Source organism: Bradyrhizobium sp. USDA 4011, from assembly GCF_054063415.1.
Map to the genome: position 1 here is coordinate 306138 of NZ_JBSSGG010000001.1, position 26667 is coordinate 332804.

General features: G+C 63.9%; 32 protein-coding genes, 2 tRNA genes and 1 pseudogene. 12 read left to right on the forward strand and 23 right to left on the reverse strand.

From position 1 onward, the window contains the following. Positions 1-335 precede the first annotated feature (335 nt). The 7 genes from ACVW1C_RS01605 to ACVW1C_RS01635 form a co-directional block, all read right to left on the reverse strand. Positions 336-1112 (reverse strand): cyclase family protein, encoded by a 777-nt coding sequence (locus ACVW1C_RS01605; protein ID WP_456756879.1) that lies wholly within the window; start codon positions 1110-1112, stop codon positions 336-338. A 580-nt stretch (positions 1113-1692) separates the two neighbouring features. Continuing rightward, positions 1693-1917, reverse strand: a complete 225-nt coding sequence (locus ACVW1C_RS01610) for a hypothetical protein (protein WP_456756880.1) — start codon at positions 1915-1917, stop codon at positions 1693-1695. An 89-nt stretch (positions 1918-2006) separates the two neighbouring features. Continuing rightward, positions 2007-2083 (reverse strand) — tRNA-Pro (locus ACVW1C_RS01615). A 122-nt stretch (positions 2084-2205) separates the two neighbouring features. Then, positions 2206-2685: a DUF192 domain-containing protein gene (locus ACVW1C_RS01620; RefSeq protein WP_456756881.1), complete on the reverse strand. Its 480-nt coding sequence runs from the start codon at positions 2683-2685 to the stop codon at positions 2206-2208. A gap of 122 nt (positions 2686-2807) precedes the next feature. Further along, a complete protein-coding gene (locus ACVW1C_RS01625) occupies positions 2808-3470 on the reverse strand; it encodes a cold-shock protein (protein WP_456756882.1) in 663 nt (220 codons plus the stop codon). A gap of 212 nt (positions 3471-3682) precedes the next feature. Next, complete coding sequence (locus tag ACVW1C_RS01630) at positions 3683-4444, reverse strand: SIR2 family NAD-dependent protein deacylase (protein WP_456756883.1); 762 nt, start codon at positions 4442-4444, stop codon at positions 3683-3685. A 135-nt stretch (positions 4445-4579) separates the two neighbouring features. Then, positions 4580-4711 carry a hypothetical protein gene (locus ACVW1C_RS01635; RefSeq protein WP_456756884.1) on the reverse strand — a complete coding sequence of 44 codons (132 nt, stop codon included), beginning with the start codon at positions 4709-4711 and terminating at the stop codon, positions 4580-4582. Here ACVW1C_RS01635 and ACVW1C_RS01640 point away from each other — a divergent pair. After that, positions 4711-4872 carry a hypothetical protein gene (locus ACVW1C_RS01640; protein ID WP_456756885.1) on the forward strand — a complete coding sequence of 54 codons (162 nt, stop codon included), beginning with the start codon at positions 4711-4713 and terminating at the stop codon, positions 4870-4872. The genes ACVW1C_RS01635 and ACVW1C_RS01640 overlap by 1 nt on opposite strands. Before the next feature lie 115 nt (positions 4873-4987). Here ACVW1C_RS01640 and ACVW1C_RS01645 read toward each other — a convergent pair whose 3' ends face one another. After that, a complete protein-coding gene (locus tag ACVW1C_RS01645; RefSeq protein WP_456756886.1) occupies positions 4988-5266 on the reverse strand; it encodes a hypothetical protein in 279 nt (92 codons plus the stop codon). A gap of 408 nt (positions 5267-5674) precedes the next feature. Here ACVW1C_RS01645 and ACVW1C_RS01650 point away from each other — a divergent pair, with 408 nt between their 5' ends. Further along, positions 5675-6760 carry an IS5 family transposase gene (locus tag ACVW1C_RS01650; protein WP_456756887.1) on the forward strand — a complete coding sequence of 362 codons (1086 nt, stop codon included), beginning with the start codon at positions 5675-5677 and terminating at the stop codon, positions 6758-6760. A 122-nt stretch (positions 6761-6882) separates the two neighbouring features. Here ACVW1C_RS01650 and ACVW1C_RS01655 read toward each other — a convergent pair whose 3' ends face one another. After that, complete coding sequence (locus tag ACVW1C_RS01655) at positions 6883-7068, reverse strand: hypothetical protein (protein ID WP_298363392.1); 186 nt, start codon at positions 7066-7068, stop codon at positions 6883-6885. A 241-nt stretch (positions 7069-7309) separates the two neighbouring features. Continuing rightward, positions 7310-7657 (reverse strand): GrlR family regulatory protein, encoded by a 348-nt coding sequence (locus ACVW1C_RS01660; RefSeq protein WP_456756888.1) that lies wholly within the window; start codon positions 7655-7657, stop codon positions 7310-7312. Positions 7658-7827: 170 nt separating this feature from the next. On the opposite strand from ACVW1C_RS01660, the gene ACVW1C_RS01665 reads away from it, so the two are divergent. The 3 genes from ACVW1C_RS01665 (at position 7828) to ACVW1C_RS01675 (ending at position 10215) form a co-directional block, all read left to right on the forward strand. Next, positions 7828-8001, forward strand: a complete 174-nt coding sequence (locus tag ACVW1C_RS01665; RefSeq protein ID WP_375783207.1) for a hypothetical protein — start codon at positions 7828-7830, stop codon at positions 7999-8001. Between the two features lie 772 nt (positions 8002-8773). After that, positions 8774-9226, forward strand: a complete 453-nt coding sequence (locus tag ACVW1C_RS01670) for a VOC family protein (RefSeq protein WP_456756889.1) — start codon at positions 8774-8776, stop codon at positions 9224-9226. Between the two features lie 347 nt (positions 9227-9573). Continuing rightward, positions 9574-10215, forward strand: a complete 642-nt coding sequence (locus ACVW1C_RS01675; protein WP_456756890.1) for a glutathione S-transferase family protein — start codon at positions 9574-9576, stop codon at positions 10213-10215. A gap of 12 nt (positions 10216-10227) precedes the next feature. On the opposite strand, the gene ACVW1C_RS01680 is transcribed toward ACVW1C_RS01675, so the two are convergent. The 5 genes from ACVW1C_RS01680 to ACVW1C_RS01700 all read right to left on the reverse strand — a co-directional run bounded on the left by ACVW1C_RS01680 (position 10228) and on the right by ACVW1C_RS01700 (position 11737). After that, the gene (locus ACVW1C_RS01680) at positions 10228-10473 is read right to left on the reverse strand and encodes a hypothetical protein (RefSeq protein ID WP_456756891.1); all 246 of its coding nucleotides are present in this window, start codon (positions 10471-10473) and stop codon (positions 10228-10230) included. Positions 10474-10504: 31 nt separating this feature from the next. Continuing rightward, complete coding sequence (locus ACVW1C_RS01685) at positions 10505-10762, reverse strand: PilZ domain-containing protein (protein ID WP_176531167.1); 258 nt, start codon at positions 10760-10762, stop codon at positions 10505-10507. A gap of 169 nt (positions 10763-10931) precedes the next feature. Next, a tRNA-Glu gene (locus tag ACVW1C_RS01690) sits at positions 10932-11006 on the reverse strand. A gap of 158 nt (positions 11007-11164) precedes the next feature. Next, positions 11165-11314, reverse strand: coding sequence for a hypothetical protein (locus tag ACVW1C_RS01695; RefSeq protein ID WP_456756892.1), 150 nt, complete (start codon positions 11312-11314; stop codon positions 11165-11167). 72 nt (positions 11315-11386) lie between these two features. Further along, on the reverse strand, positions 11387-11737 hold the full coding sequence (locus ACVW1C_RS01700) for a hypothetical protein (protein WP_456756893.1): 351 nt from the start codon (positions 11735-11737) through the stop codon (positions 11387-11389). Positions 11738-11920: 183 nt separating this feature from the next. Here ACVW1C_RS01700 and ACVW1C_RS01705 point away from each other — a divergent pair, with 183 nt between their 5' ends. Then, a complete protein-coding gene (locus ACVW1C_RS01705; protein ID WP_456756894.1) occupies positions 11921-13144 on the forward strand; it encodes a hydantoinase/carbamoylase family amidase in 1224 nt (407 codons plus the stop codon). A gap of 95 nt (positions 13145-13239) precedes the next feature. After that, on the forward strand, positions 13240-13728 hold the full coding sequence (locus ACVW1C_RS01710; protein WP_173643407.1) for a YciE/YciF ferroxidase family protein: 489 nt from the start codon (positions 13240-13242) through the stop codon (positions 13726-13728). Positions 13729-14280: 552 nt separating this feature from the next. On the opposite strand, the gene ACVW1C_RS01715 is transcribed toward ACVW1C_RS01710, so the two are convergent. Beyond that, positions 14281-15225: a sulfite exporter TauE/SafE family protein gene (locus ACVW1C_RS01715; RefSeq protein ID WP_456756895.1), complete on the reverse strand. Its 945-nt coding sequence runs from the start codon at positions 15223-15225 to the stop codon at positions 14281-14283. 491 nt (positions 15226-15716) lie between these two features. Here ACVW1C_RS01715 and ACVW1C_RS01720 point away from each other — a divergent pair, with 491 nt between their 5' ends. From ACVW1C_RS01720 to ACVW1C_RS01730, 3 genes are all read left to right on the forward strand, one after another. Beyond that, positions 15717-16754 carry a PrsW family glutamic-type intramembrane protease gene (locus tag ACVW1C_RS01720; protein ID WP_456756896.1) on the forward strand — a complete coding sequence of 346 codons (1038 nt, stop codon included), beginning with the start codon at positions 15717-15719 and terminating at the stop codon, positions 16752-16754. 65 nt (positions 16755-16819) lie between these two features. Further along, on the forward strand, positions 16820-17392 hold the full coding sequence (locus ACVW1C_RS01725) for an HdeD family acid-resistance protein (protein WP_092113902.1): 573 nt from the start codon (positions 16820-16822) through the stop codon (positions 17390-17392). A gap of 235 nt (positions 17393-17627) precedes the next feature. Beyond that, positions 17628-18713, forward strand: coding sequence for a 3-deoxy-7-phosphoheptulonate synthase (locus tag ACVW1C_RS01730; protein ID WP_456756897.1), 1086 nt, complete (start codon positions 17628-17630; stop codon positions 18711-18713). A gap of 66 nt (positions 18714-18779) precedes the next feature. Here the strand turns inward: ACVW1C_RS01730 and ACVW1C_RS01735 are convergent, their stop codons facing one another. Genes ACVW1C_RS01735 through epmA form a run of 4 tightly spaced genes read right to left on the reverse strand, consistent with a single transcriptional unit; the run spans position 18780 to position 21423 of the window. Beyond that, positions 18780-19040, reverse strand: a complete 261-nt coding sequence (locus tag ACVW1C_RS01735) for a hypothetical protein (protein WP_456756898.1) — start codon at positions 19038-19040, stop codon at positions 18780-18782. A 22-nt stretch (positions 19041-19062) separates the two neighbouring features. Next, on the reverse strand, positions 19063-19275 hold the full coding sequence (locus ACVW1C_RS01740) for a hypothetical protein (RefSeq protein WP_456756899.1): 213 nt from the start codon (positions 19273-19275) through the stop codon (positions 19063-19065). Positions 19276-19282: 7 nt separating this feature from the next. Beyond that, positions 19283-20374: a lysine-2,3-aminomutase-like protein gene (locus ACVW1C_RS01745; protein ID WP_456756900.1), complete on the reverse strand. Its 1092-nt coding sequence runs from the start codon at positions 20372-20374 to the stop codon at positions 19283-19285. Then, complete coding sequence (gene epmA / locus ACVW1C_RS01750) at positions 20371-21423, reverse strand: EF-P lysine aminoacylase EpmA (protein ID WP_456756901.1); 1053 nt, start codon at positions 21421-21423, stop codon at positions 20371-20373. The genes ACVW1C_RS01745 and epmA overlap by 4 nt, the downstream gene beginning before the upstream one ends. Positions 21424-21962: 539 nt before the next feature. Here epmA and efp point away from each other — a divergent pair. Further along, positions 21963-22529, forward strand: coding sequence for an elongation factor P (gene efp, locus ACVW1C_RS01755; RefSeq protein ID WP_456756902.1), 567 nt, complete (start codon positions 21963-21965; stop codon positions 22527-22529). Positions 22530-22686: 157 nt separating this feature from the next. After that, a complete protein-coding gene (locus ACVW1C_RS01760; RefSeq protein ID WP_456756903.1) occupies positions 22687-24264 on the forward strand; it encodes a M23 family peptidase in 1578 nt (525 codons plus the stop codon). A gap of 249 nt (positions 24265-24513) precedes the next feature. Here the strand turns inward: ACVW1C_RS01760 and ACVW1C_RS01765 are convergent, their stop codons facing one another. The 3 genes and pseudogenes from ACVW1C_RS01765 to ACVW1C_RS01775 form a co-directional block, all read right to left on the reverse strand. After that, positions 24514-24936: a chorismate mutase gene (locus tag ACVW1C_RS01765; protein WP_456756904.1), complete on the reverse strand. Its 423-nt coding sequence runs from the start codon at positions 24934-24936 to the stop codon at positions 24514-24516. 135 nt (positions 24937-25071) lie between these two features. Continuing rightward, positions 25072-25965: a dihydrodipicolinate synthase family protein gene (locus ACVW1C_RS01770; RefSeq protein WP_456756905.1), complete on the reverse strand. Its 894-nt coding sequence runs from the start codon at positions 25963-25965 to the stop codon at positions 25072-25074. Between the two features lie 195 nt (positions 25966-26160). Then, positions 26161-26665: pseudogene (locus tag ACVW1C_RS01775) on the reverse strand (cupin domain-containing protein). Positions 26666-26667 lie beyond the last annotated feature (2 nt).

The window sequence follows — 26667 nt, forward strand, 5'->3', positions numbered from 1 at the left end:
TCGGTCCCGGCGCACCTGATTTTCTTTTTGCGGCTTGGTTGTCCTGCTGGGACTGGTTTACCGGCTGGGGCGTGGCTCGTCTCCGGCACGCAAGAAAGAGCCCCGGGAGACGCCGGGGCTCTAGTCACGGGAGAGAACGCTTCAGAAATCGGGACGCGAGGACGAGCCGCCGGCCCGATCACCCAATGCATCTACGACGTGTATCAGAGCAGATTCGGCTGCCTCAGGCTGTAGCCTTGCCGCAACAACCAGCTGGAATGATGGGCTTGTCCACCGGTTCCCGCACCTGGCGAAAAACCCCGAAACGGCTTGAGCAGGTTCGGTTCTGAAACGCTCTAGCTATCAAGGATCGCAACGGCCCTCGTCCATCCCGCCGACGCGCGCTCGATCTTCACCGGGAAGCACGACACCATGAACCCGGTCGACGGCAGTTGCTCGAGATTGTGCAGCTTCTCGATGTGGCAGTAGCCGATGTGGCGTCCGGCCTTGTGGCCTTCCCAGATCAGGCTGGCGTCCCTGGTCTCGGCGTATCGCTTCGCAGTGAAGACGAACGGCGCATCCCAGCTCCAGCCGTCGATGCCGGTCAGCCGCACACCGCGCTCGAGCAGATACATCGTCGCCTCATAGCCCATACCGCAACCCGAATTGACGTAATCCGGCTGGCCGTATTTGGCGCCGGCACTGGTGTTGACGACGACGATCTCGAGCGGCGACAGCGTATGGCCGATCCGCTTCAGCTCGGCTTCGACATCGCCTGCGGTCGCGACGTAGCCGTCAGGCAGATGGCGGAAGTCGAGCTTCACGCCGGGCTGGAAGCACCACTCCAGCGGCACCTCGTCGATGGTCCAGGAGCGCTCGCCGCCGTTCATGGTCGGATGGAAATGCCAGGGCGCGTCGAGATGCGTGCCGTTGTGCGTGGAGAGCGAGACCTGCTCGACGGCCCAGCCCTGCCCGTCCGGCAGATCCGCAGCCTTCAGCCCATCGAAAAACTGCAGCATGCGCGGCAGCCCTTGCTGGTGGTCGATATACTGGATGGTCGGGTGATTGCCCGGCGGATCGGCCGGAACGTCGTTCTGCAGGGGAACGGAGATATCGATCAGTCTGCGCGCCATGGTGCCTCCTCGCGGATTGGTCTTGTCAGGCTGAGCCAACCTGCCAGCCCGCGCGCACCATCGGCAAGCCACATCCGCTCGAGATCGGGTTTCGGTCCGCCCCTCGGGCGACAGCGGCAAGGCGCCGCGACGTTGAACCTATTTCACGCGAGGACGACCCATGGGCACTGGGGATTTCAGGGCCCAGTATTCGGCGACGCCGTCTGGACGACCCATATTCCGTCCAGGCGGCGTTGTTGCGTCAGGCAAGACATCCCGGCCGAAGCGTGGTTACCCGTGCCTGTTCACGCACAGAGAGCCACAGAAACAATCCGTGTCCTCATGTCGGGCGGATTGCTGGTGGTGTTGCCACGGCGATACAGAGATACCCTTACAACGATGCTAACCCACCTGCATCTGAATCAAGACGGGGTTGCGTCGTGTCGGGATTTGATCACTGGAACGGTGCAAATAGAGCTTACGCGCCCGCCGAAGCGCCACATCTGCGCGATGAGCAGCAGCAGTTTGACCGCTATCACAAATTCGACGACGCCATCCCGCGACCGTCCGAGAGCGGCTCAAGAACCGTGATCTTGGATCGCTACAACCCGCCGGCTCGTTGATCTGTCAGCGCTCGGGCGGCTGAAGTTGCGACGAGCGGAGCGCGGGGCTTCGGCAGCAGATCAACAAAGATCGCATCGTTTTGAGCGACCATGACGCCAGCGATTGCTTCTAATCCAGTCGGCATTCGCTTCGTCGATCGCAGCTGCTCAACAAGATCGGCGAGTTCGGTGGCCGGATCGGTAAGTTCGACGGGCTTGTCCAAGACGCCGCCCTCTTCCTTCCATGCTCTTCCCAGACCCAAAATCTGGGACGTAAAAGGCCTCGAAAAACCTATCAAGTCCTTGAATTAAATGGTCGGGGCAGCTGGATTCGAACCAACGACCTGCAGTACCCAAAACTGCCGCGCTACCAGGCTGCGCTATACCCCGACATTTCCGAGAAGCCCCGTGGATACACGCTTCAGCCAGCGCCAGCAAGGCGCCGGTGCGGGACTTCCGGCTGGGACATCGGCGGCGGTTTTCCGCCCTGAAACCCGCAAGGGAACAGAGAGCTAGTGGCCGCCGAACAACGGGTGGCCGACCCGGTCGCCGGGCTGGATGCCGTATTTCTGCGCGGTGCCGGCAATCACCTCGAGGACGCCCCTGGCGAGCCCCCGCGACGGAATGATCTTGGTCGACATCGGCTCGGTGTTTTCGGCGATCCGCAGGATGCGCCCATCGGCGCGGATGAAGATCATGTCGAGCGAGATGTAGGTGTTCTTCATCCACATCGACACTTCCTGCTCCGGCGTGAAGTCGAACAGCATACCTTTGCCGTCCGCGAGCTCCTTCCGGTACATCAGGCCGGTCTCCTTCTCCTGCTCGGTGGTCGCCATTTCGACGGAGAAGACGTGCACGCCTGACTTGGTGACGATCTCGAGCGGCTGGACGCTGGCAGCCTGCGCGGCCGGGGCCAGCAGCGCGCCGAACATCATGATGAGGGAGGCCACGAGCCATGGGCGAAGCCGCCCAACCATGCGATCGAAATCCATCAACAAATACTCACACCGGGGAAGATTTTCCGGCGGACCCTAACCCGATGATTGCGGCAAATGCCAGAGCCTTGGCGGCTCGCCGGCGGCTCACGTTTCCGTCAGGGAGTCCAGCGCGGGGCTCAGTGCGACGACAGCGCCGACGGACCGGTCTCCGGGTGGATCTCGGCGGCCATCATGCCCTTGGAGCCGGGCCCGAACCGCACCAGCACGTACTGGCCGGGGCGCAGCTCGGTCATGCCGAAGCGGCGCAGCGTCTCCATGTGCACGAAGATGTCGGGCGTGCCCTCCCCGCAGGTCACGAAGCCGAAGCCGCGCAGCCGGTTGAACCACTTGACCTGTGCACGCTCGAGCCCACTGGTCGGGGTTACCGTGACATGGGTTCGCGGCGGCAGCATCTGCGCCGGATGGATCGCAGTCGACTCGTCCATCGAGACGATGCGGAAGGCCTGGTAGCCCTTCGCGCGCTGCACGCACTCGACGACGAGCCGCGCGCCCTCATAGGCGGTCTGATGGCCGTCGCGCCGCAGCACCGTCACGTGGAGCAGGATGTCGGGCCAGCCATTGTCGGGGACGATGAAGCCGTAGCCTTTCGAGGCGTCGAACCATTTGATGACGCCGGAGACTTCGACGAGGTTGGCCGCGGCGTCGCCGAGACCGGAGAAGGCATCCATCGCCGGATCGCGCGGCGCGCTGCCATACTCGCCTTGTGCAATCCTGCTTTGCCCAACTCCGCCGATCGGCGGTCCGCCGAGCTTCTTGGACTCAAATCCGTCCGACCCCATGACCCCGGACCCCACACATCAAATGCAGAGCGCCGACGTTGCGGCGCACCCTGTACACGCTGCTCTCCATGACCAACTCACTTGGACAAATCATCTGGACGCTGCGCGAATCTCTCAACCAAAAGATAACACTCCCGCTTGCCGGGCATAGCTAAAAAACGATTCTTGCGGGAACTATGAACAGGCTTGCACAGCCGCGAATCAATCAGGCGTCAATTGCCTACGAATGGACCAAGCGTGTCGCCGATGTCGTGCCGGATCACCAGGTCGGCGATGTCGTCCTGATCGGTCGGCTCGTTGTTGATGATCACGAGCCGCGCGCCGCTCTCCTTCGCCATCATCGGAAAGCCTGCGGCGGGCCACACCACCAGCGATGAGCCGATCGCCAGGAACAGGTCGCAGTGCCGAGAGAGTTCCGCCGCGCGACGCATCGCATCCTCGGGCATCGACTGCCCGAACGAGATTGTCGCGGTCTTGACCGGATCGCCACACTCCAAGCAGTCGGGCGCAGCACCGGTCTTGTCGAAGTGCAGTTTCACCCACGCGAGGTCGTAATCCTTGTCGCAACCGATGCAGCGGGCGTAGGTGGTGTTACCGTGCAGCTCGATGACGTCATCGGCCTTGAAACCCGACGCCTGATGCAGATTGTCGATGTTTTGGGTGATGATGCCGGGAACCTTGCCTGCCCGGTAGAGTGACGCGAGCGCACGATGCCCGCGCCCCGGCTTGGCGGCCGCAAATGTCGGTTCCATCGCGAAGCGCCGACGCCATGACTCGTCGCGCGCTTCCTGACTGGCCACGAACTCGTCGAACGGGATCGGCCGGTTGCGCGCCCACAACCCGCCAGGCGAGCGGAAGTCGGGAATGCCGCACTCGGTGGAGATACCCGCCCCGGTGAAGGGCACGATCGATGAGGCCTCGGCAATCATGTTGCCGAGTCGCTCGACGCCACTGCGCAGATCTTTTGCAATCACTGGGAATGATCCGGTTGGCCGCCGCGACTATAGCATGGTCGGCGCGATTGCGAGCGCAACCATCACGCGAGCGATCGGCGGTGAGGCCGCCGTGATCGGATTAGGTTGGCGACTTGCTCCGCTGGCGCGTCAGGCTCACTGCTCGTCCGCTGCCTTTTCGGCTGCCTTGGCTTCATCACAATCCTGCAAAGTCTGCTCCGCATTGACGCCCAATTCACCGATGCCAATGCGCGGCGGGGATAGGACCATGACGAAGAGGATGGGCAATGGCCGATCAGAAGGACAGTGCCGCGCGCGAGCGCGAAGAGATCGTCGCCCGCGTTGCCAGCTTCCGCGCGACGCAGCAGAAGTTCGAGCGCGATCGCCAGGAATATTACGACACCACGCTTGGCAATGTCTGGAGTGGATTGCAGCGCAAGAGCGCTTGATGTCGCGCCGATCGCGTGCGCCCACCGGAGCGACCACCCGAACGCACTTCCGCGCGATCACACCATGACGCACGATTGAGAAAGCCCGGAGCGCTCTGCTCCGGGCTCGCCGCCATCACCAATAGCGATAGTAGTGGTGCCGATAGTACGGGCGATAGTAGGCGTAGGGACCAGGGCCGTAGTAGCCATAGTAACGCGGGCCGTAGTAATAGCCGGGATAGTAGCCGGGTCCGTAGTAGTAGGGCCCATAGGCGGCGGCAGCGCCCGCGGCGAGTGCGCCGGCAGCCAGACCGAAAGCCAGACCGGGGCCGATATGACGCGCCTGTGCCGGCGCACTGATCATCGTTGCGCCGACCGTCGTGACCGTTGCCAAAACTGCCAATACCTTTCTCATCGCAACCTCCTCACGTAAGTCCGCAAGGGTAACGCCGGCCCAATGGGATGGTTGCAGCGATGGCGGTCCCGGAGCCCGGCGTTCCGGTTCCGCAGCCATGCTAATGCGCAAAGCTACCATCGGTTAGCGCGGGAACAAAAACACAACCTCAGAGATTAGCTTGGCGGTGAGCGAGGTTGGGATCGATGCCGGCATGGATGGAATTGCTGCTGAATGTGATGGGCTTTGCCGGCTTTATCGGCATCGCCATGTATCACAAGCATCCGAACGGGAAGCTGCCGGACTGAGCGCCGGAGCGCGGCTTGACGACCCTAGTTTGATTTCGGCTCTAGCAGTCTGCTGAAGAACCCCTCGCCACGGAGGGGGCTTGATGATTCACTTTATCATCTCGATTCGGTGGAGATGATGATGCGCGGCAGGTTTACGGATCAGGGCGGCCTGTTTTCGTACATTGCGCCGGATAAGCGTGTGCCAGCGAACCATCCGCTGCGGCAGGTTCGGGAACTTGTCCGGGACGTTTTGAGTGATTTGAACCGCAGCCTTGGGAGGCTCTACGCCAGCGAGGGACGCCCTTCGATCCCTCCAGAGCAATTGTTGAGCGCCTTGCTGCTGCAGGTGTTCTACGGCATCCGCTCGGAACGCCAGTTGATGGAGCAACTGGACTACAATCTTTTGTACCGCTGGTTCGTGGGACTGTCGCCGGACGATCCGGTGTGGGACCCGACCACCTTCACCAAGAACCGGGAGCGGCTGCAGAACGGCGATGTGTTCACGAAGTTCATGACCAGGCTTCTGAACCATCCGCAGGTCAAACCGCTGCTGTCGGACGAGCACTTCTCGGTGGATGGAACGCTGATCGAAGCCTGGGCTTCACAGAAGAGCTTTCGCCCCAAGGACGGCAGCGGCGACGATGAGGACGGCGCCAACTTCCACGGCCAGAAGCGCAAGAACGACACCCATGCGAGCACCAGCGATCCGGACAGCAGGCTTTATCGCAAGGCGGCCGGACGGGAGGCCAAGCTTTGCTATATGGGCCACGTCACCATGGAGAATCGGCATGGGCTGGCGGTGGCCGGCAGGGTCACACATGCCGATGGCACCGCCGAACGCCGGGCTTCGGAGACCATGCTGAGGGCGAGACGCAAAGCCGCAGGCCGCCGTATCACCGCCGGTGAGGACAAGGCGTACGATACCGTCGATCATGTCGCCAATCTTCGCGCCATCGGCGTGACGCCGCATGTGACGCAGAACCAGGCCGTCACCAAAACCGGCAAGACCCGCAACAGCGCCATCGACGAACGAACCACGCGGCATCCGGGATATGGCATGTCGCAATCACGCCGGGCGATGGTCGAGTGCATCTTCGGATGGGGCAAGCAGCACGGCACCATGCGCAAGACCAAACATCGTGGCATCGGCCGCGTCGCCGCCGATTTCCTGCTCAATCTGATCGCCTATAACCTGATCCGCATTCCCAAACTGCTTGCCGCCTAGCCACCCCGCGTCAGGGTACACCCAACACCAGCCTGGAAAACTATAACCAACTCCACCGCGCCGACCCAACAACGGCCGCAACAACAAGAAAGCTCTCCATTTCAAGGTTTTTCAGCAGACTGCTAGTTTGATTTCCGCGCCTCTCCTGCCGTGCGGACCAGCCGGTCCGCTTTCACGAGCACCTTGCCGCTCTCCGGCTGCGGCCGAAGCCAGAAGCTGATCGCGACAAAGGCGGAACAGAGCAGCAAGCCCACCACCATCACGCGCCGGTGGGTCGGTCTGTCAGCGCTATGGAACGATGGCGTCATGGCTGTCACCTGCAACCATCCCTACTGCAATCGCAGGTGGTGACAACGCGATATTGCCCTTAACCTAACCCGGTAGGGTTAGCGGTGGCCCGGTAAGGTGCCGTTGGGATGCCTGAAGCCGCAGCAGCATCATCCACAACGATATCCCGCGCTTGTCCGCAGCAAATCCACAACCGCCACAGGTCGATTTGCCAAACAGAATGCGAGGCTTGCTGCGCACTCGTCCACAGCTTTGCCGCAATCAGGCGTCGGCCAGCCTTTTCAAGGTGGCCCGGAAGCTCAGGCTGCGGGTTCCGACCAGCACGGTCCCGAACACTTCGGCCTCGTCACTGCTGAAAGCGCCGGAGAAGCCGCTCGTCACCTCCTGGCCGGCGAACAGCGGTCGGGCGAACGGGTCGGAAAACGGGGAATGCTGGTTGGTCCTGAGATGCCCCTTGCAGGTGCCCTCGCCGGTCGTGTAGGCGCCGATCGACCAGAAATGCGGCCCGCCGCCGATCAGCAGACCATCGCGCAGGATCAGAACGCCACTGTCGCGGCCCCGTACGCCGTCCATCATATGGATATGGATCGAATAGAGCCCGTTCCTCATCGATCGCGCCGTCCGGTCCCAAGGGCCCGCAGTATGGCGCCAAGCAGGGCGGCAGGCGAGCGGGGCCGATACCGCCCGGGCCGCCGATTCGAACCGAAAGCGCGGAGCTCAGGCGCTTACAAATCGTTAAGAAAGCCCTGACAGGGTTCGACGGCCGGAGGGAGAGAGCCATGCTCGTTTACCCCGTACCTGTCGAAGTGACGCAAGCCAGGGTGCAGCTCGTCGTCGATCAAACGGCGAAGGAGCAGCCGCGCATCATCAGCGAGGATGTGCTCGACGTCTTCGCCGCCAAGAACAAGGCCGACCGCGATGCCGTCGAGACGCTTCTCGACATCAAGGTGTGAGATCGCAACCGGCCAACGGCGTTCGCATCGCGCGCGCGGCGGCGCGCGCCGCGCATGTCGCGCGTGATCCGGCCCCCCAGGCCCTGAACGCCCCCGCAAATGCCCCCTCGCCGGGTTTTTCCTTTGAACCTTTTTCGCAGCGCCAAGACAAAAATGCGCTGGGGATTTCAGGGCCCAGCGTTTGGCGCAGCGCTGTGGGACGAGGATATTCCGTCTACGCGGCGCTGTTGCATTTTATAAATTCAACCTTAAGTTTGGCCCCAACAGTTGACGGCTCACGCCCTGAGAGATCCCCAGTCCGTCAACTGGGAAAGCCCCGCATCCAGCCTGCGGGGCTTTCTATTTTGGGGATCCTGGAACCTGCCCGTCCGAACGCCGTTAGCTGGCTGGTTGCCGGCACGATCTCCCCAAGGCCGGCCGGCATCAGACTCCGCGAGCCCACTCGCGGGGTTTGCTTTTAGAGGAGGTCAAACCTCGCGCGTCCTTGATTGGCAGTGATGGGCATTCGATGAGATAGAGGACCGTGCCTCCAAGGCTCGACCACGAAAGCCCCGTTCCAGAATTTTCCTGGGCGGAGCTTTCCCGTATCGCGCGGCATGAGCATGTCGCAGGTCGCTCAGTGCGAAAGCTCGCGAAAGCTTGAGAACGCAGTTGTCCGGAGCGGTCGCAAAAGTCGTGCAGGCCCCTGCCCCGCGCCGCGTTTTGCTGCTATTTCTTCGCCCGTCTCGCCCAAGCCGAAACAAAATCTCTGAATTCCCAGGAGGACAAGAAAATGCGCTATCTGCACACCATGCTGCGCGTCCGCAATCTCGATGTCGCGATGAAATTCTATCGGGACGCGCTCGGGCTGAAGGAAGTGCGCCGCATCGACAATGACAAGGGCCGCTTCACGCTGGTGTTTCTCTGCGCGGAGGAAGACCTCCATCTGCTCAAGTCGCTGCCGCAAAGCCGCGGCGCGCCGCTGGTCGAACTGACCTATAATTGGGACGAGGAGAAATACGGAGAGGACCGCCATTTCGGCCATCTCGCCTACGAGGTCGACGACATCTACGCGACCTGTGAGAAGCTGATGAAGATGGGCGTCACCATCAACCGTCCGCCGCGCGACGGCAACATGGCGTTCGTGCGTTCGCCCGACCTGCACTCGATCGAGCTCCTGCAGAAGGGCGATCCGAAGGCGCCGGCCGAACCATGGGCCTCGATGCCGAACACCGGGCACTGGTAAACGCCGCGCCGGCGCACACGTTCCTATCCGCGCTTCTCCATCGGCGAAACGCGGAGCGATCGCGAGGAACATGACGCAGCAGTTGACGTTGCCTCCTCACACGAATGCGAGGAGGCGAGGAGATGGGAAAAGGACTTTTGCTTTGGCTGTTGGGTGTGCCGATCCCGGTGATCATCGTGCTGTGGTTGCTGTTCGGTCACTGACCGCGCTTTGACTGATATCGGCGAGGCTCTGCCGCATCGCGGCGGAGCCTCTTTTTTTGCGCTCGGTACAATTCACCACGCGCTTTTCCCCGATGGTTCGGCTAAGAACGCGCGCAAAGCACAACAGCGGAAAGAAAGCGCGTCATGGACAGCAAGCCGCAACTGACGATCTGGGGCCGGCCAAATTCGGTCAATGTACAGAAAGTGCTCTGGTGTCTCGCCGAGCTCGACCTGCCCTATCAGCGCATCGATGCCGGCATGCAGTTCGGCAAGAACGATCAGGCGGACTATCTCGCGATGAATCCGAATGGCCGCGTCCCGACGCTGGTCGACGGCGACTATGTGCTGTGGGAATCCAATTCGGTGATGCGCTATCTCTGCATGGCCTACGGCCAGAGCTCGCCGGTCTATCCGCAGGCGCCGAAGGCGCGCGCCGCCGTTGACCGCTGGCTCGACTGGACGCTGTCGACGCTGCAACCGGTCGAGCGCCCGCTGTTCTGGGGACTGGTGCGCACGGCACCGGATAAGCGCGACATGGTCCAGCTCCAGAAGGACGCCGATGCCGCGGGCGTGGTGTGGCGCGTCGTCGAGGCGCAGCTTGAGACCCGCCGCTACGTCGAGGGCGATCAGTTCACGATCGCCGACATCGCACTCGGCGCCTTTGCGCGGCGCTGGTTCGGTGTCGAGGGCGTCACGAAGCCGAAGCTGCCCCATCTCGAACGCTGGTTCGGCGAGATCGCGCAGCGGCCGGCCTTCGTTCGCATCGTCGCGCCGCCGATGTCGTGAGCGGCAAGCCGCTCAGCGGCCGCCGGATACCCCCGCACCGACACTGATGGCGCCACCTAACCTCACGCAGGTGTCGGAGCCCTCGACCTTGACGAAGCCCGGTCCGTACGAGGAGCAGGGATTGCTCCGCGTCGCGGATTTCGACGGCAGGGTTTTGCCGGCATCGCGCGGCGTCTGGAAATTGCGGCGGTCGCCGGCTTGCGCGAACGCAGCGGCGGGCAGCAGGACGGCGATGACGGCGAAGCAGGTCTTGCGCATCCGGCCTTCTATCGCGCGCGGCCGGATCAGGCTAGCGCACGAATCTGACGCCGAACGTCTTGCCCTCGCGCCAGACCACTTCGCAGGCGCGCCCGGTGCGGGCGTCGCGCGAAAACGCCAGCCGCAGCTTGGCCGGCAGCGTGTTGTTGTCCTGCACGGTGATTTTTGCGCCCGACGAGGACATGTCCTCGACCACGCACGGCCGTGCGGCGAATCCGCCGTCGAGCGTGATCCACCCGGATTGGCGCAGCGATTTGCGCGTTTCGCGCTTCTTGGACCCTAAAGCCATCACATCATCCCCGGGCCTCACGCCTATCGCTGCGGGCTTTACAAAGGGTTGCGAAGAACCGGCGGATTGCAGCGATTGTGCCGTTGTTCACAGCGAGCCGAACCGCATGGCAAGGCGTTCGCCTGCGCGATAATTCGTTGAGTCTGCTGGATTTCCGGTTTGGCGCCGATGGCGCTCCCTAGCGGAATCGAACCGCTCTCTCCACCGTGAAAGGGTGGCGTCCTAACCGATAGACGAAGGGAGCAAAACTCCCGGCAAATCAATACGTTAGACGTGAGATGTGCCGTACTGGCCGCTACCGGCGAACGGCCGCGACGGGCGAACGTATAGTGGCGATTGGCCGGACGGGCAAGCGTCGAGACACGCTTTTCCCGGACTGCCGCCCAGGCCACCGGCGGGAGATTACCTGCACGACAATCCGGCCTCGATCGAGGTCCAGAAGCCGCAATGCGACGGCGCATGCGCATGGGCCCGCGAACCACCCCCATGAATCAGGATGGCGGCCGCAAGCGCGATGACGACGACGGGAACAATGAGGCTACGGAACGGCATGGGCCTGCGCATCGAACGACATCGTGGCCTAACTAAGGCCTGCAGGCCGGATCGATCTCGGGCGTCAGCGCGCTAGTGATTGGTCACGCTCGCGACGTCCTGACGATTGGTCGGCTGCCCCGCGGCCGCCGCCACCGGCGTCTGCTTGATGCAGGTGCTGCAGATCACGAGCTTGCGCGCCAGCCGGTCGTCGGCATCCGCTTCCGACAGTTGCGTCTCCGCCACCGCCGGCGACGCATTCCGCGCATGCCGTCGCGGTTGCGGCTGATTCGGATCTTGCCCGGCGCCGTCCCAGGCCAGCGGACCGGTTGCCGGCGGCGGGGTCGTCATGCTGTATTGTTGCGAGTATTGCGCGCAGGCGCCGAGCGCGATCGGCAGAAACAGCACAGCGGCCTTGCGAGCCCAGTTCCTGAATGCAGACATGATCACACTCACACGCTATTCGTACCGCGACATCAGTCCTGCGACCTAAGAGCAGAACCGCTAAGAAATCGTTCACCCTGATTGTTCCGTCGCATCCAACCGCGACGGCATCAAGACGGGATTGAGGCGCCAAGACGTAGATCAAGGCGTAGATCAAGACTCAAACTCATCCGGAGTCCAACCATGCCAGGCATCAACGGTCGCTTCGACGGCAAGCGCGTGCTCGCCGATCTCAACGCGCTGCGCGCGATCGGCGCCTACAAGAGCGGCGTGCACAAGCCGACATTCTCGGAGCCGCATCTGCGCTCGCTGGACTGGCTTGCAGCCCACCTGCCCGATGCCGAACTCACCGCGACGATCGACGGCATCGGCAATGTGTTCGGCACAAGTGCGAAAGCAGGACCGAAGCTGCTTGCGGGCTCGCATCTCGAAAGCCAGAACCAAGCAGGCTGGCTCGATGGGCCGCTCGGCGTGATCTATGCGCTCGAAGCCGCGCGCGTCATCAATGGCGATCCCGGCATCAACGGCGCGGTCGAGGTCGCGGCATGGTGCGACGAGGAAGGGCATTTCGGCAGTTTCCTCGGCAGCCGGTCGTTCACCGGCGCCGTGACCGAAGCCGACATCGATGCGGCGCGCGACCGCTCCAGCGATCGCACCCTGCGACAGGCATTGCGCGATGCGGGCTTCGCCGGCCGCCCGCGCCTCACCGCCGAATCTGGCCGCCATATCGGCTACCTCGAAGCCCATATCGAGCAAGGCGACACGCTGGAAGCTGGCCGGCTCAAGATCGGCGTCGTCACCTCCATCGTCGGCATCTGGCAATATCGCATCACGTTCACCGGCGAGCAGAACCATGCCGGCACCACGCGGATGGCGGTGCGCAGGGATGCCGGCCTGGCGCTGGCGCGGTTCTGCGTCGCCATCGACGACAGCTTCCCTGCGCTGTGCGGACCGCGCACGGTCTGGACCACCGGCCGCATCACGCTGGACCCGGGCGCGCCGAGCATCATCCCAGGCCACGCCGACATGCTGTTCCAGATCCGCGACGACAATCCCGAGGTGATCGCACGTCTCGAAGAACACCTGCATCGCATGGCCGCCGCACAGGGCCGCTGCGGCGTGAAGGTCGAGCGGATCCGCACCGGCGTTCCCGCGATGATGACGCCTGCCTTCCAGGATGCGATCGAAGCCGCGAGCGCCGCCTGCGCCGGCGGCAAATCAATCCGCATGCCGAGCGGTGCCGGCCATGACGCCCAGGTCCTCGCCACCATCATGCCGGCGGCGATGCTGTTCGTGCCGTCGATCGGCGGCATCAGCCATCACTGGAGCGAGAACACCGACGACGCCGACATCGTCACGGGCGCCGAGGTGTTCGTCGAAACCTGCCGGCGCCTGCTGACGCAATGATCGGTTCAGCTCAAGCTCCAGCCACCACAAATAGGAACATCGCATCTGCGCGCGGGTTGGGATCGCGAAATCAACCGTTGCGATGGAGAAAGTCGATGCCGGAGAAAGACCTCAGCGCCCTGTTCCTCGACACCTTGAAGGACATCTACTACGCCGAGAAGCAGATCTATAAGGCGCTGCCGAAGATGGCCAAGGCAGCGTCATCGGATAAATTGCGCGCAGCCTTCGAGAAGCATCACGAGGAGACCGAGGGCCAGATCGACCGGCTCGAGAAGATCTTCGAGTTGTTGGGAAAGCCAGCGCGCGGCAAGAAATGCGACGCGATCGAGGGGATCATCGACGAGGGCAAGGAGATCATGGACGAATACGCCGACACGCCGGCGCTCGATCCTGGCCTGCTTGCCGCCGCACAGGCGGTCGAGCACTACGAAATCTCCCGCTATGGCACGCTCAAGGCATGGGCCAGCAGGCTGAGCATGAACGACGCGGTCAAGCTTCTCGATCAGACCCTGGCTGAGGAGAAGAAGACCGACGACGCGCTGACCAAACTGGCCGTCGCGGCCATCAACGCTGAAGCAGCCTGAGCTGTGCCTCGGCCCGCCCGGGGATTGTTCCCATTGCAGGAACATATGCCGTGCGGGCCGTTGGTCATCGTCATCGCCCCGCACGCAGCATCTATCGGTGACGAGAACGCTATCACGCGGTCCCGCCCTCCCAACAAGATGGAGCAGCGTTCCATGCAGCGTCGCCGGTTCAAGCAGACCGATTCTCTCGAAATTCGCCTTGGCGATCAGGCTGAGCGTCTCCGGAACGAAGCACAAGGCACCTATCCTGGCGTTGAGCGCGAGCGGTTGATCCGAAGAGCTCGCCAGGCGGAAACCGCGGTACAGATGGCGGATTGGTTACGGCCTTCCGGGGCTCCGGCTCCGAAGTAGCTGTTCGCAGAGACGGCGGAGGCCCCGACCTTCAGCCGCGGCAATGAGCCGACGAACCAATTCGTCAATGTCCTGCGACGCTCCCGCCGTTCAGAATTGCCCAACAGCGTGAACACTGTTTTCAATCCAGAACACCGACGACGCCGATATTGTCACCGGCGCCGAGGTGTTCGTCGAAACCTGCCGGTGCCTGCTGGCAGGTTAACCACCTTGCGAACGCCGCCCTGCGGCATTGTCGCCATCAGGTTGGGCCGGCCCGATTCCAGATCTCAGCGGAGCCAACGCGTGCGAACTCTGCCCGGTCCCTCTCCGCGCGGTGAAGAACACATACAACAAGCAGACGTCGATCAGGAACGTGCCAGCCATGACGCTGTAGGCCCACGGGCTTTCCATCAGCTTCACTTCGATCAACACGCGCGACAGGCCGAATCCCACGACCCACGCATCAAAGCTCATGCAGATCCGGCGAAACGTCTCGGCATCCAGCCGCCGGATCAGCCAGGCACCGAACGGTATGCCGACGACCACGCAGGGAACGAGCACGAACAAGATGCTCCGGCTCTCTTCGATGAACAGACCGAGCTTGTAATACGCGATCGCAGTCAAGCCGGACTCTGTCACCCGAACCAGTGCGAGACCGGCCCGAAACTCGTCTTTGACAAGGCCCTGATTGTTGAAAAGGATTGCCAGCGGCGGTCCCGAGATGGTCGTGACCGAGTACAGGACCCCGAGCGCCGTTCCAAAGGGCAGACCGACAAGCCATTTCGACTGGATCGGCTTTCGCCAACCGGCCGCCTGCAGCAGGATAAGCGGCAGAATAATCGAATAGGTGGCGAATTTGGTCCAGCCGGGTTGAAGTGACGTCAGAGCAAAGGCTCCGAGCGCGATGCCGGGCAGCATGCCGATGAGAATAGGCAGCACGCGCCGCCACACGGCCGGAACGCCGCTCAGATTGATGCACAGAACATACAGATTGACGAAGACTTCGACGATGACGACCGCGGGATTGAGAACGCGGTTGGTGTAGAAGACAAGCGCGACCGGCACGGTGAGCGAGGAAAACCCGTAACCCAGCGCACCGTTTACAAACGCCGCAAACAGGGCGATCACGGCAAGAACGATCACAGCAGAATCGATCGAAGACATCTTTGGCTCTTACCGGATCAGTCGCTTTGCCCGCGACATTATAGCCCACGGAAAGGAACGCGGTGCCGAAACTTGCCGCCGCCACAGCCGCGCGCCGTTCGCCCCATCTGCGGGTCGGCGATCTGGTCATAGCGTGAGCCGCATTGTCGATGCGCCCCCGATCTCGCTCCGATACGCCGGCGCCGCGCGGCTCGCGACATTCAGGCAAACTGGTTGGACCCACAGATCGTCACCCGATCACAGTTCGGATACTGAAGAACGCCGCACGGGGGCGTTTGGCTGCCAGGAACTGCCCGGCAGCCGGTGGTCACCCTCTGCTTTGAGCCGATAGAGGCCCGCGCCGCGCTTTCGCCGGCAACCGTGGCATATCGGACACAAGAGCGGCTTCAGTCGAGCCGATTCCGCCAAATGCTCGATTTGCAATCCGCTGAACTTGCTGCCATTTCTTCGGTCCGCATCGCTTTGGTGCCATAAAAGGGGCCGTCCGGCTCATGTTGTTGCTTGAGTCGCTTCCGACTGTGATTGGCGCCGCCGCCATCGCGCCCGCGCTGCTGGTGCTGTGGCTGGTGATTGCCGCCGACGAGCGCCCCGGACCGCCGGTGCAGGTGTGGCTCGCCTTCGTGCTCGGCGCGGCCAGCATCTCGCTGCTCGGCCTGGCGCGCATTCCCTTCAATGCGCTGCTCGCCATTCCCGACAATCCCTGGGCGACCCAGGCGGTCCGCGCGGCGTTCGGCGTCGCGGCGCCGGAGGAGATCGTCAAGGTTCTCGTCATCGTCGCCATCTCGACGCGCCGCCGTGCCTTCGCCGATCCGATGGATACGGTGGTCTATGGCGCGGCCGCCGGCCTCGGATTTGCGGCCTACGAGAACCTCGCCTATCTCGTCCAGCACAAGGACATGTGGCGGGCGCTCGCGGCGTTGCGCAGCGTGCTGACGGTGCCGTTTCACGGTGCGCTCGGCATCATCGCCGGCGCCTACCTTGCGATCGCGCGCTCCGGTGGTGCGCTCGGCGCCTACCGGGGCCACCGCGACTGGGCCCGCATCACGAACTGGTCGCTGGTGCTGGTCGCACCGGTCGCGCTGCATGCAGCGTTCGATTTTCCACTGCTCGCGCTGCAGCGCATTCCCGATCTCGGCCCGACCGCGCGGCTCCTGCTCGGTTCGGCCAGCGTGCTGATCGGCTTCTCCTCGATCGGTTTTGCAATCCGCCTGGTGCGCCGCCTCGGCAGGCATCATGCGCCGCGCACCGACGTTGCGCGCGAGCGGCTGAGCCAGCTGCGGCGAATGTGGGCACTGCTGCTGGTCGGCGGCGGCACCGGCTTTGCCGGGGTCTCCTTCCTGCTCACCTCGCTGCATCACTGGTACGTCAATCCCGAGCGCAATGCCTCGTTCATCCTGGTCCCGATCGGCTTCACCTCGATCCTGATCGGACTGGCGCTGCTGATCGCGACCACCGCTGTCTATTTCCTCGGCCGCAACCGGATGCGGACCGCCGCGGAGGGCTTTCCGTCCACGCCGGGCCAGGGCTAGGATACGCCGCACGCTCGCAGACTTGACCGTTGCAGACTTTTCCGTTGCAGATTTGGAGAGCCGCGATGACCCTGTCCAACGATCTCGACAGACTGCGATCGGAGATGAAGGCCGCGGTCAAGCAACACTGGAAGGCTTTCCTGTTCGAAGGCATCCTGCTCGTGATCCTCGGCATCGCGGCGATGATCGTGCCGACCTTCGCGAGCCTCGCCGTCACCATCTTCCTCGGCTGGATGTTCCTGATCTCAGGCATCGGCGGACTGATCGTGACCTTCTGGGCGCGCAACATGCCGGGCTTCTGGTGGTCGCTGATCTCGGCCGCGCTCGCCGTGCTGGCCGGCATGGTGCTGCTGGCCCGTCCAATGCAGGGCGTGCTGACGCTGACCATCGTCATCGGCGCCTATTTCGTCGCCGAGGGCGTCGCCACCATCATGTATGCGCTGGAGCACCGCCGCGAATTGTCGGGACGCTGGTCGTGGCTCCTGATCGCCGGCCTGATGGATATCGTGATCGCCTTCTTCATCATCGCGGGCCTGCCGGGCTCGGCGGAATGGGCGATCGGCCTCCTCGTCGGCCTCAATCTGATGTTCGGCGGCGCGACGCTGATAGGTATGGCGTTGGCGGCGCGCAACACCTGACGACGAAGCGGCTCACCCGCGGATTTGGGGGGTGACAGGCCGATATCCGTCGGGTATAGAGCCCGCCATGATCACCGTCGCCACCAGCTATTTTTGGTACTTTAGCTACGACAGCTCGCTGGCGGCAGGAGGATCGCGCTCAATCTGAAGAATTGCAGCAAACGTCCAAAACAAGCCGCCAGACCTGGCGGCTTTTTTGTTTGCCGGCAGGTCCCGAACTCCAAAGGAGCCAGCCGTGTTGAGTACGACAGACGATCTTCGCATCAAGGAACTGAAAGAGCTGAGTACGCCCGAAGAGGTGATGCGGGAGGTCCCGCGCACCCTGACGGCGACCCGCGTCGTGATGGGCGCCCGCAACGCCATCCACGCGATCCTCAACGGCACCGATGACCGCCTGCTGGTCGTCGTCGGCCCTTGCTCCATCCACGATCCCGCGGCGGCCGTCGACTACGCCGAGCGTCTCGCCAGCCTGCGCGAACAGCTCGCCGACCGCCTCGAGATCGTGATGCGGGTCTATTTCGAGAAGCCGCGCACCACCGTCGGCTGGAAGGGCCTGATCAACGATCCCGATCTCGACGGCAGCTTCGACATCAACAAGGGCCTGCGCCTTGCACGCAACGTGCTGTCGGCCGTGAACAATCTCGGCCTGCCGGCCGGCACCGAATTCCTCGACATGACGACGCCGCAATACATCGCCGATCTGGTCTCGTGGGCCGCGATCGGCGCGCGCACCACCGAGAGCCAGATTCATCGCGAGCTGGCGTCCGGCCTGTCCTGCCCGGTCGGCTTCAAGAACAGCACCGACGGTGGCGTGCGGATCGCGGCGGACGCGGTGAAGTCGGCCTCGCACCCGCATCATTTCATGGCGGTCACCAAAGGCGGCCGTTCGGCGATCGCCGCGACCAGCGGCAACGAGGACTGCCACGTCATCCTGCGCGGCGGGCGGGTGCCGAACTATGATGCAGCGAGCGTCGATGCGGCCGCCGCCGAGCTCGGCCACGCCGGCGTCGCGCCGCGGCTGATGATCGACACCAGCCACGCCAACAGCAGCAAGAAGCCGGAGAACCAGCCGCTGGTTGCCGCCGACATCGCACAGCAGGTTGCAAGCGGCGAACAGCGCATCATCGGCGTGATGATCGAGAGCAATCTGGTCGCCGGCCGCCAGGACGTCGTACCGGGCAAGCCGCTGACCTACGGCCAGAGCATCACGGACGGCTGCATCGACCTCGCGGCGACGGCTGACGTCTTGAAGCAGCTGGCCGATGCCGTCGACGCCAGGCGCAGCGTGCGGCGTGATGGCCTCCAAGAGCGTTCGGCCTGAGACGGTCGAACGGATTGAGCGTTGCCGGCGGGGCGGATATCGCGCTCCGCCGGTCTCTTCCGCGGCTTAGCAGCCGCGGCAGATGCTCTTGATCTTCTTGTCGAGCGCAGCGTCTTCCTTGTTCGCGGTGTTGTTCGGATCGCTGATATTCTTTTCATTGGGAACGTCGCCGCGGCGTGGCTGACGATGTCCGACCGGCGCCTCCGGCAGCGGCGCGTTCTTCTGCATGGAGGACGATCCGCCCTGTTGCTGCGCCCATGCCTGGGACGTTCCAACCTGGGGCGCTCCAACCATTATCAGAGCCATCAACAAAACAGTCTTCCGCATCTCGCGTCTCCGCTTCTCAACCCTATTGCGCCCGTTCCGGCACCTCGACGGTAGCACAGTTGCGGCGCCCCTGCGCTGCGCAATCCTGAACCTTCCGTATATCGGCCATCGTGCCAAGGAGCCAGATTCCCGCCGCGACCGGCACCACAAAGAAGCCGAACACCACAGCATTTTCGACGCCGCGACGGCCCTCGTCCTCGGGCGGCTCCGGCCGTCCGTCTCCGGCCCCGCTCATCGCAGGCTCAGGGTTGCGGCGGGTAAAGATGAACGTCACCGCAATAATCGACGATACGGTACCGCCGTTCCGGCGGATCTTCATGTTCGCGGGAAGCTGACTGCGACAAATAGGTCGGGCCAATCGGCGCCTTGCCGTAGCCCCCAGGGATGTCGAGCACATAATCCGGCTGACACAGTCCGGAGACGCGCCCGCGCAACGCCCGCATCAATTCCTGCCCGGCTTCGATCGTGGTGCGCAAATGCGCGGTGCCGGGTGCAAGGTCGCCGTGGTGCAGATAATAGGGCTTGATCCGGCACTCGACGAAGGCGCGCATCAGCGCCGCGAGCATCGCGGCATCGTCATTGACGCCGCGCAGCAGGACGGACTGGCTGACCAATGGGATGCCGGCGTCGGCAAGGCGGGCGCACGCGGCACGGGCATTGGCGCCCAGCTCGCGCGGATGGTTGGCGTGGATTGCGATCCAGGTCGTCGCCCCGTCGACCCGCAGCGCCGCGACCATGTCGGAATTGATCCGTTCGGGATCGGCGATGGGAACACGGCTGTGCAGGCGGATAATCTTCACATGATCGATGCCAGCGAGATCGGCCATGATCTCGGACAGCCTGCGCGACGATAGCATCAAGGGATCGCCGCCGGTCAGGATGACTTCCCAGACTTCTTGATGGGTACGGATGTACTCCAGTGCCCCGCGGTAGGCATCGTCGGACAAGGCCGAGGCCTTGCCCGGCCCGACCATTTCGCGCCGGAAACAGAACCGGCAATAGACCGCGCAGACATGGACGAGCTTGAACAACACCCGGTCCGGATAGCGATGCACGATCCCGGCGACCGGCGAATGCGCATCGTCGCCGATCGGATCGGCGTTCTCGCCCGGCTGCTCGACGAGCTCGTCAGCGCTCGGGATGAACTGCCGCGCGATCGGGTCGGCGGAATCGGCCGGATCGATCAGCGCCGCGAGCTCCGGTGTCACCGCGACCGCGTAGCGCGCAGCCACCTGTTCGAGCGCGGCAAGGGCTGCGACCGGCACGAGGCCGGCATCGGCCAGCTCGCGCGGCTGGCGCAGCGTTGCCGCCAGTTTCGGATCGATCCTGTTCATGGCTCTCCTGCAGGCGGCGTCCAGATCACCTGGTCAATTCGTGGCGCGCCGCTCGCCAGCATCACCAGCCGGTCGAAGCCGAGCGCAACGCCGCTCGCCTCGGGCATCTGGCCGACCGCGGCAAGGAAGTCGTCGTCGAGCGGATAGCGCTCGCCGTAACGGCGGGCCTTCTCGTCCATGGCCGCGGTCAAACGATGGCGTTGCTCGACTGCGTCGGTCAACTCGCCAAAGCCGTTGGCGAGCTCGACCCCGCAGGCATAGACCTCGAAGCGCTCGGCGACGCGAGGCTCGCCCGCCTTGGTGCGTGCCAGCGCGGCCTCCGGCGACGGGTACTCGAACAGCACCGTCAGGCGGCCCTGTCCGAGATTGGGCTCGACATGCTCGACCAGCACCTTGCTGAAGATGTCCGACCAGGTGTCGTCGTCCGCGATCCGCACCCGCTCGCGCGCGGCTGACGCCAGCGCCGCGCGATCGCCCTCGCCGCCCGAGATCGTCGCCAGCAGGTCGATGCCGGCGAAGCGCTCGAAACCCGCGGCAACCGTCATCAACTCCGGCTCGGCAAAGGGGTCGGCGATCCTGCCATGGAATGAAAACCGCCCGATCCCGGTCGCCTGCGCTGCATGGGCGATCACGACGATCGTGTCGGCCATGATGGCGTCGTAACCGGCATTGGCGCGGTACCATTCCAGCATGGTGAATTCGGGCAAATGCAGGTCGCCGCGCTCGCGATCGCGGAACACCCGCGCGAACTCGTAGATCCTGGGCTCACCCGCCGCGAGCAGCTTCTTGCAGGCGAACTCCGGTGAGGTGCGCAGATAGCGTGGCACCGGCGCGCCGTCGGCCTGCCTGAGCTCGGTACGGGGGGCGTGCAAATGGGTCTCGTTGCCCGGCGAGATCTGCAGGATGGCGGTCTCGACCTCGGCAAAGCCCTGCTCCTCGAACCACGCCCGGAGCGCCCGTGTGATCGCGGTCCGCGCCTGCAGGAACGGCCTGCGATCGGCGTAGCGTGACGGCGTCCACCAGGGCGACGGCTGGTCATGGGCTGTCATCGGCCGGTCGATCCAACGGTTACGGATTCAACATCAGCAAGCCACCGCCCCGATTTAAGAGGCGGGCACAAATCATTGATTCCATACAAATACATGGTCGACACGGCCTTAATCGCAGCGGAACGCGGCGAAGTGAGTCCTTTCTTGTCGAAAGATGCCGGCATTGTCCATGCGTCGCCACAGCTGAACCCGAACGCCGGCTCGCGCGTCCCATCGCCAGTTCCGCGGAAGTGGGATGTCGCCACGGTCGGCTGGTTGCTGCCTCTACGACCTGAAGACGGGCACCTTCTCGGTTCCGGCAAGTCTTGCCGAAGATCAAGCCTCGCCGAACATAACGAGAAGGCCCGAAAATTCCCCGGCAAGGACCCTCATTAGCGTCGCCCCAGGGCTGTTGCCGGCGGTTGGCAAACTGCCGAATTCGGCCGCAAAAGACTGGCATCTCAGGGACAAATCAGTATGTTGCAGCCGAAATCGCCGCCACGGCCGAGGGGCTGCCGGTCCGGTTTGCGCCCCCGCTTCTCAAATTCAGGAAAACACCTTTGAAAGTCATCGCCAGTTCCATCCGCAAGGGCAACATCATCGAGCAGGATGGCAAGCTCTATGTGGTCCTCTCCGCCGAAAACATTCATCCCGGCAAGGGCACCCCCGTCAGCCAGATCGAAATGCGCCGCATCGGCGACGGCGTGAAGGTGTCGGAGCGCTACAAGACCACCGACCAGGTCGAGAAGGCCACCGTCGAGGATCACAACTACAACTACCTCTATGAGGACGCCGACGGCTTCCACTTCATGAACAACGACAACTACGATCAGGTCCAGGTCTCCAAGGAGATCGTCGGTTCGTCTGCGCCGTATTTGCAGGAGAACATGACCGTGAAGCTGTCGATGCACGAGGGCAATCCGGTCGCGATCCAGCTGCCCCAGCGCGTGACGCTCGAAGTGGTGGAGACCGAGCCCGTCACCAAGGGGCAGACCGCCTCGTCGTCGTACAAGCCCGCGATGCTGTCCAACGGCATCCGCACCGGCGTGCCGCCGCACGTTTCCGCCGGCACGCGCATCGTCGTGATGACCGAGGACGGCTCCTACGTTGAACGCGCCAAGGATTGAGCGGCCGAGGATTGAGGGGCCAAGCGCGGTGACGGTCGTAATGAATCATCACCGCGCATCAGGTCGTTGTTTAACCTCAAACTTTCCGGAAAACTGCTACACACTTTTCCGAAACTTGCTCTAATCTCTCGCGATCGGACATGACCCGGGGAGTGCAGTGAACAGGAAGGTCGTCAGCTTCTTCAGTTGCTGGCTGGCAGCCCTGCTCTTGCCTCCTCCCGGCGCTCATGCCGACGAATTCCGGACGCCTTCGATCTCGGCCATGCGGGTCGAATGGCGCTCGGTGCTCGACCAGCTCCGGCAAGAGATCACCACCCGCCCGGCCATCGTCTCCGGCTTCACATTCGCCGGACAGCGCCGCGTTCCCGCCACCGATCCGCGCGCGACGCCCGCGCTGGTGCAGCTGAATGCGGTGACATCGCCGCTCTTCCCCGGCATCGCGCGCAGTCCGATCCCGGTGCTGCTGCCTTTCGACCCCGCAAGCTATCTCGACGCACGACAGAACGGCGCGCCGGACGGCCAGCCGGTCGCACGCTACCAGGCCGACTTCCGCGCGGCCGATGTCTTCCATGCCGGCGCGTCCGGCTATGACGCGGTGTTCTCGCTCGACCCGGGCGCAGGCGACGGCATGCCGCCGCGGACCTTTGCCAAACCGGTCGAGGTGCAGATCTCGGGCTCGATCCTGGTCTACGACCTCGCCGACCGGCTCGGCGCCAAGGGCGAACCGGTCAAGACGCTGGCCGCGCAGTTTCCGAACCTGCGCCGCGTCATCCGCGAAGGCTACGTGCGCTACGCTTTCACCCGCTTCGGGATTCCCTATGTCGTCTCGATCCAGTGCCTCGACAGCGCGCCGCGGCCGAAGCGGCTCGCCTGCCGCGAGGCCTATCCGGTGGCCGAGCGGTTCCTGAAGGCGTTGCGCATCGCCGGCGGGCAACCGTCGCGGCCGCGCAGCGACATCGCCTCCGATATCGCCGAGCGCCCGGTCACGCCGTCGGCCGCCTTCACCTATCGCCCGAGCGGCGACATCATCGCCGGCAGCGGCGGCCGCAGACCGCACGGCGGGCACGCCGACTTCACGGTGTATTCGCAGATCCGCTTTCCGCTGGAGAAGGCGCCGGCCTTCGCGCACTCGCAGTCCTTTCCGAAGCGCGGGCGGGTCGACGAGTATCCCTGGCAGGACAATTTCTGCGAGGCGCGCAGCTTCGAGGTCGGGCAATGCGCCAGCGGCTACGGGCATCAGGGCCAGGACATCAGGCCGGGTGGCTGCCCGCCCGACAGCACGGATGGCTGCGACCCCAGGCGGCAGGCCGTCGTTGCGGTGCGCGACAGTATCGTGATCCGCTCGGCGCAGCAGCAGGCCGCGACATTGCAGGTCAACACCCGCACCGAGCATGTCCGCTTCCGCTACATGCACATGAACCCGTCCGTGATGGATGCCGACGGCCTGCTCAACGGACGCCGCCTCAGCGAGGGCGAGAAGATCGGCGTGGCCTCGAACTATCTCGACCATCCCAACGGCACGTCACGGCATCTGCATTTCGACGTGCAGGTGTTCACGCGCGACGGCTGGCTCTGGGTCAATCCCTACACCACGCTGGTGTCGGCCTATGAGCGGCTGATCCGCGGCCGCGGCCGCGAGATTGGACCGGAGCCCGGACCTGCGGCCGCCGTGGCCCACGCCCTGCCCGACGACGTCGTGCATCGCATCGACATCCAGGAAGGCGGCGGCAATTAGGGCGAGCGACGCGGACACTGGTTCGAGGCGCACGGCCAAAATATCGAAAACAACCCCATGCAAAGTAGCCGGCGGCTGCCGGCATCAGGCACGACAACTTGACACGTCGGGCAAATCAGCGGCACTATTCCATTATTCCGAAATCGTGCAAACGCCGTTCGCCCTTGGGGCCGTGGCGCTCCGCGCCACATCGGCCGCGTCATTGTCATTGCGCGGATTGGGAAGCTGCATTGTGGTGCGATAGGCCGCCTACTTCTTCCAGGGGGCATCGCCGCGTGACGCGGCGGCCGCGAAGATGCCCTGCTCGTAATCGATGAAGGCGCGCACCATCGCGCGATAGGCGGCTTCCGCAACCTTGGGCGACAGGCCGTCCGCTTCCGCCAGCGCCATCGCCTTCTTCACCACCGCCTCGGCACGCTCGGGTGCCTCGACCTGCGCGGGGTTGGCCTTGAAGCGGGCGGCCTCATGGACGTAGCGGCCGCGCTCGGCCATCAGGCGCACGATCTCGCGGTCGAGCCGGTCGATATTGCTGCGCACCTCGCCAAGCGTCTTGCAGCAGGCGCCGTGGTCGACGGTGGGACTGCCCCACAACGCCGGCGCGTCGGTCACAGGCTCCTCGGCCCAGGCCATTGCAGGAACCAGAAGCGTCAACAGAAACACCGGCAATCGCATCGAACGCCTCCCAGCGAGCACGCTTTGCGATTGTTATGCCGATTTTGCGCGCCGATGGAAGCCACGCCGCTGACGGGACGACCGCGGGTTCCATTCGAAATCGATCGATGCGCGACGTCACACACCGCGATGCAATCAACCGATCTCCATTCCGGCCAGGACCTCACCGACCTTCTTTTGGGCCTCCGGCGGCAGTGGCAGGATCGGACGCGGAGGCTCGGCCCTACAGATCCCCCTGAGATTGGCGATCGCGTAAGCGACCCGCAGGCTCGAAAATGTCTTGAACAACTGCCAGACCGGTTGCAGCCGCGCGTCGAGCTGCCGTGCCCGGGCCGCATCTCCACTTTCCACGGCGCGGACGATGTCGACGCAGACCTTGGGGAGAATTCCCGCGAGAACGCTGTACCAGGTCTCGCCACCCGCGAGCAGCGCCTCGGTGCAATTCCAGTCGGCGCTGTAACCCAATGAGAAGCCGCTCGGCACGACAGCCCGCAATTCGGCAATGTGGCCCGGCACCGTCGAAGCATCCAACGCCGGGCTTTTCACGGCGATTATCCCTTCGAGGCGACTGAGGCGACCGACCAGGGCCGGCGTGAATCGAAAATGCGTCGTGCCCGGATTGTCGTAGATACAGATCGGCAATCCGCTTTCGCGCGCCACCGTTTGAAAGTGCTCGAAGACCTCATCATCGGTGAGCGGCGTGTAGGAAACCGGCGCCAGCAGGCCTGCCGCCGCGCCGGCATCGCGTGCATCCTGCGCCAGCTTCACCGCATCATCGGTGCGCAGCGCGCCGACGCCGACCAGGATCGGCGTCTTGCCACCTGCCAGGGCCGCCGCCGCCTGCACGGCACGCCGCCGCTCATCGCGGCTGAAATACGGATATGAGCCGGTGCTTCCGAGCAGCCCGATCGAATCCACCTTCGCCGCGATCATGGGCTCCAGCAATGCGCGAAGCGCTCCCGCATCGACCTGCCCATCTCGATTCGAGGGCGTGATCGGGAAGGCGGAAAGCCCCTTGAGATTGACCATCGGTTGCTCCTGTTCGTTGACCGCCGCGCGAGCGGCGCGATCGCATTGCGATCGTCACTGCCGCGCCATCAATCACCGCGCCCAATTCCGCTTGCAAGGTCCAGTTTGCTGCGGACTTCACGGCAAACTGGTCCAGTGCTCGAGGACGCGCGCGACCTGCGGAATTGGGCCGGCGTCGATCGGAATTGCCGGCGGCTATTCCAGCATCGTGGTCAGCTGCGCGCCTTCGTCCGCGACGAAAACCGCGATCAGTTCCGCCGGCTCCGTGGTGCTGGCATTGGCCGAGACCATGTGGGTCGAGCCCGGCGGCTCGAAGAAGGACTGGCCGACCTTGAAGGTTTCGACCGGGCCGCCGCCGAGTTGGGAACGGATCTCGCCCTTGCTGATGTAGGCCGTCACCGAGCCGGAATGGCGATGCGGCGGCGTGAAGCCGCCGGGCCCGTAGAACGCGCACCACCGTGACGCGCTTGCCCGGCACGTTGGGCAACGCATGCGAGGTGATGATTTCGACCTTGTCGAGCGGCGATGCCGCATTGGCGCTCGCGCAGAGCGGCGCGATCGCCGCGGAGATCGCATCCATCGGGGTCGGCAACGCCTTGCCGATCACGAAGGCCGAGGCCAGTCCCGCGATCACGGCCAGCAAGACCGGCTGCGGCGGCCGCGCGAATGAAACAGACGGTGTCATCGCCATCGAAGTCATCG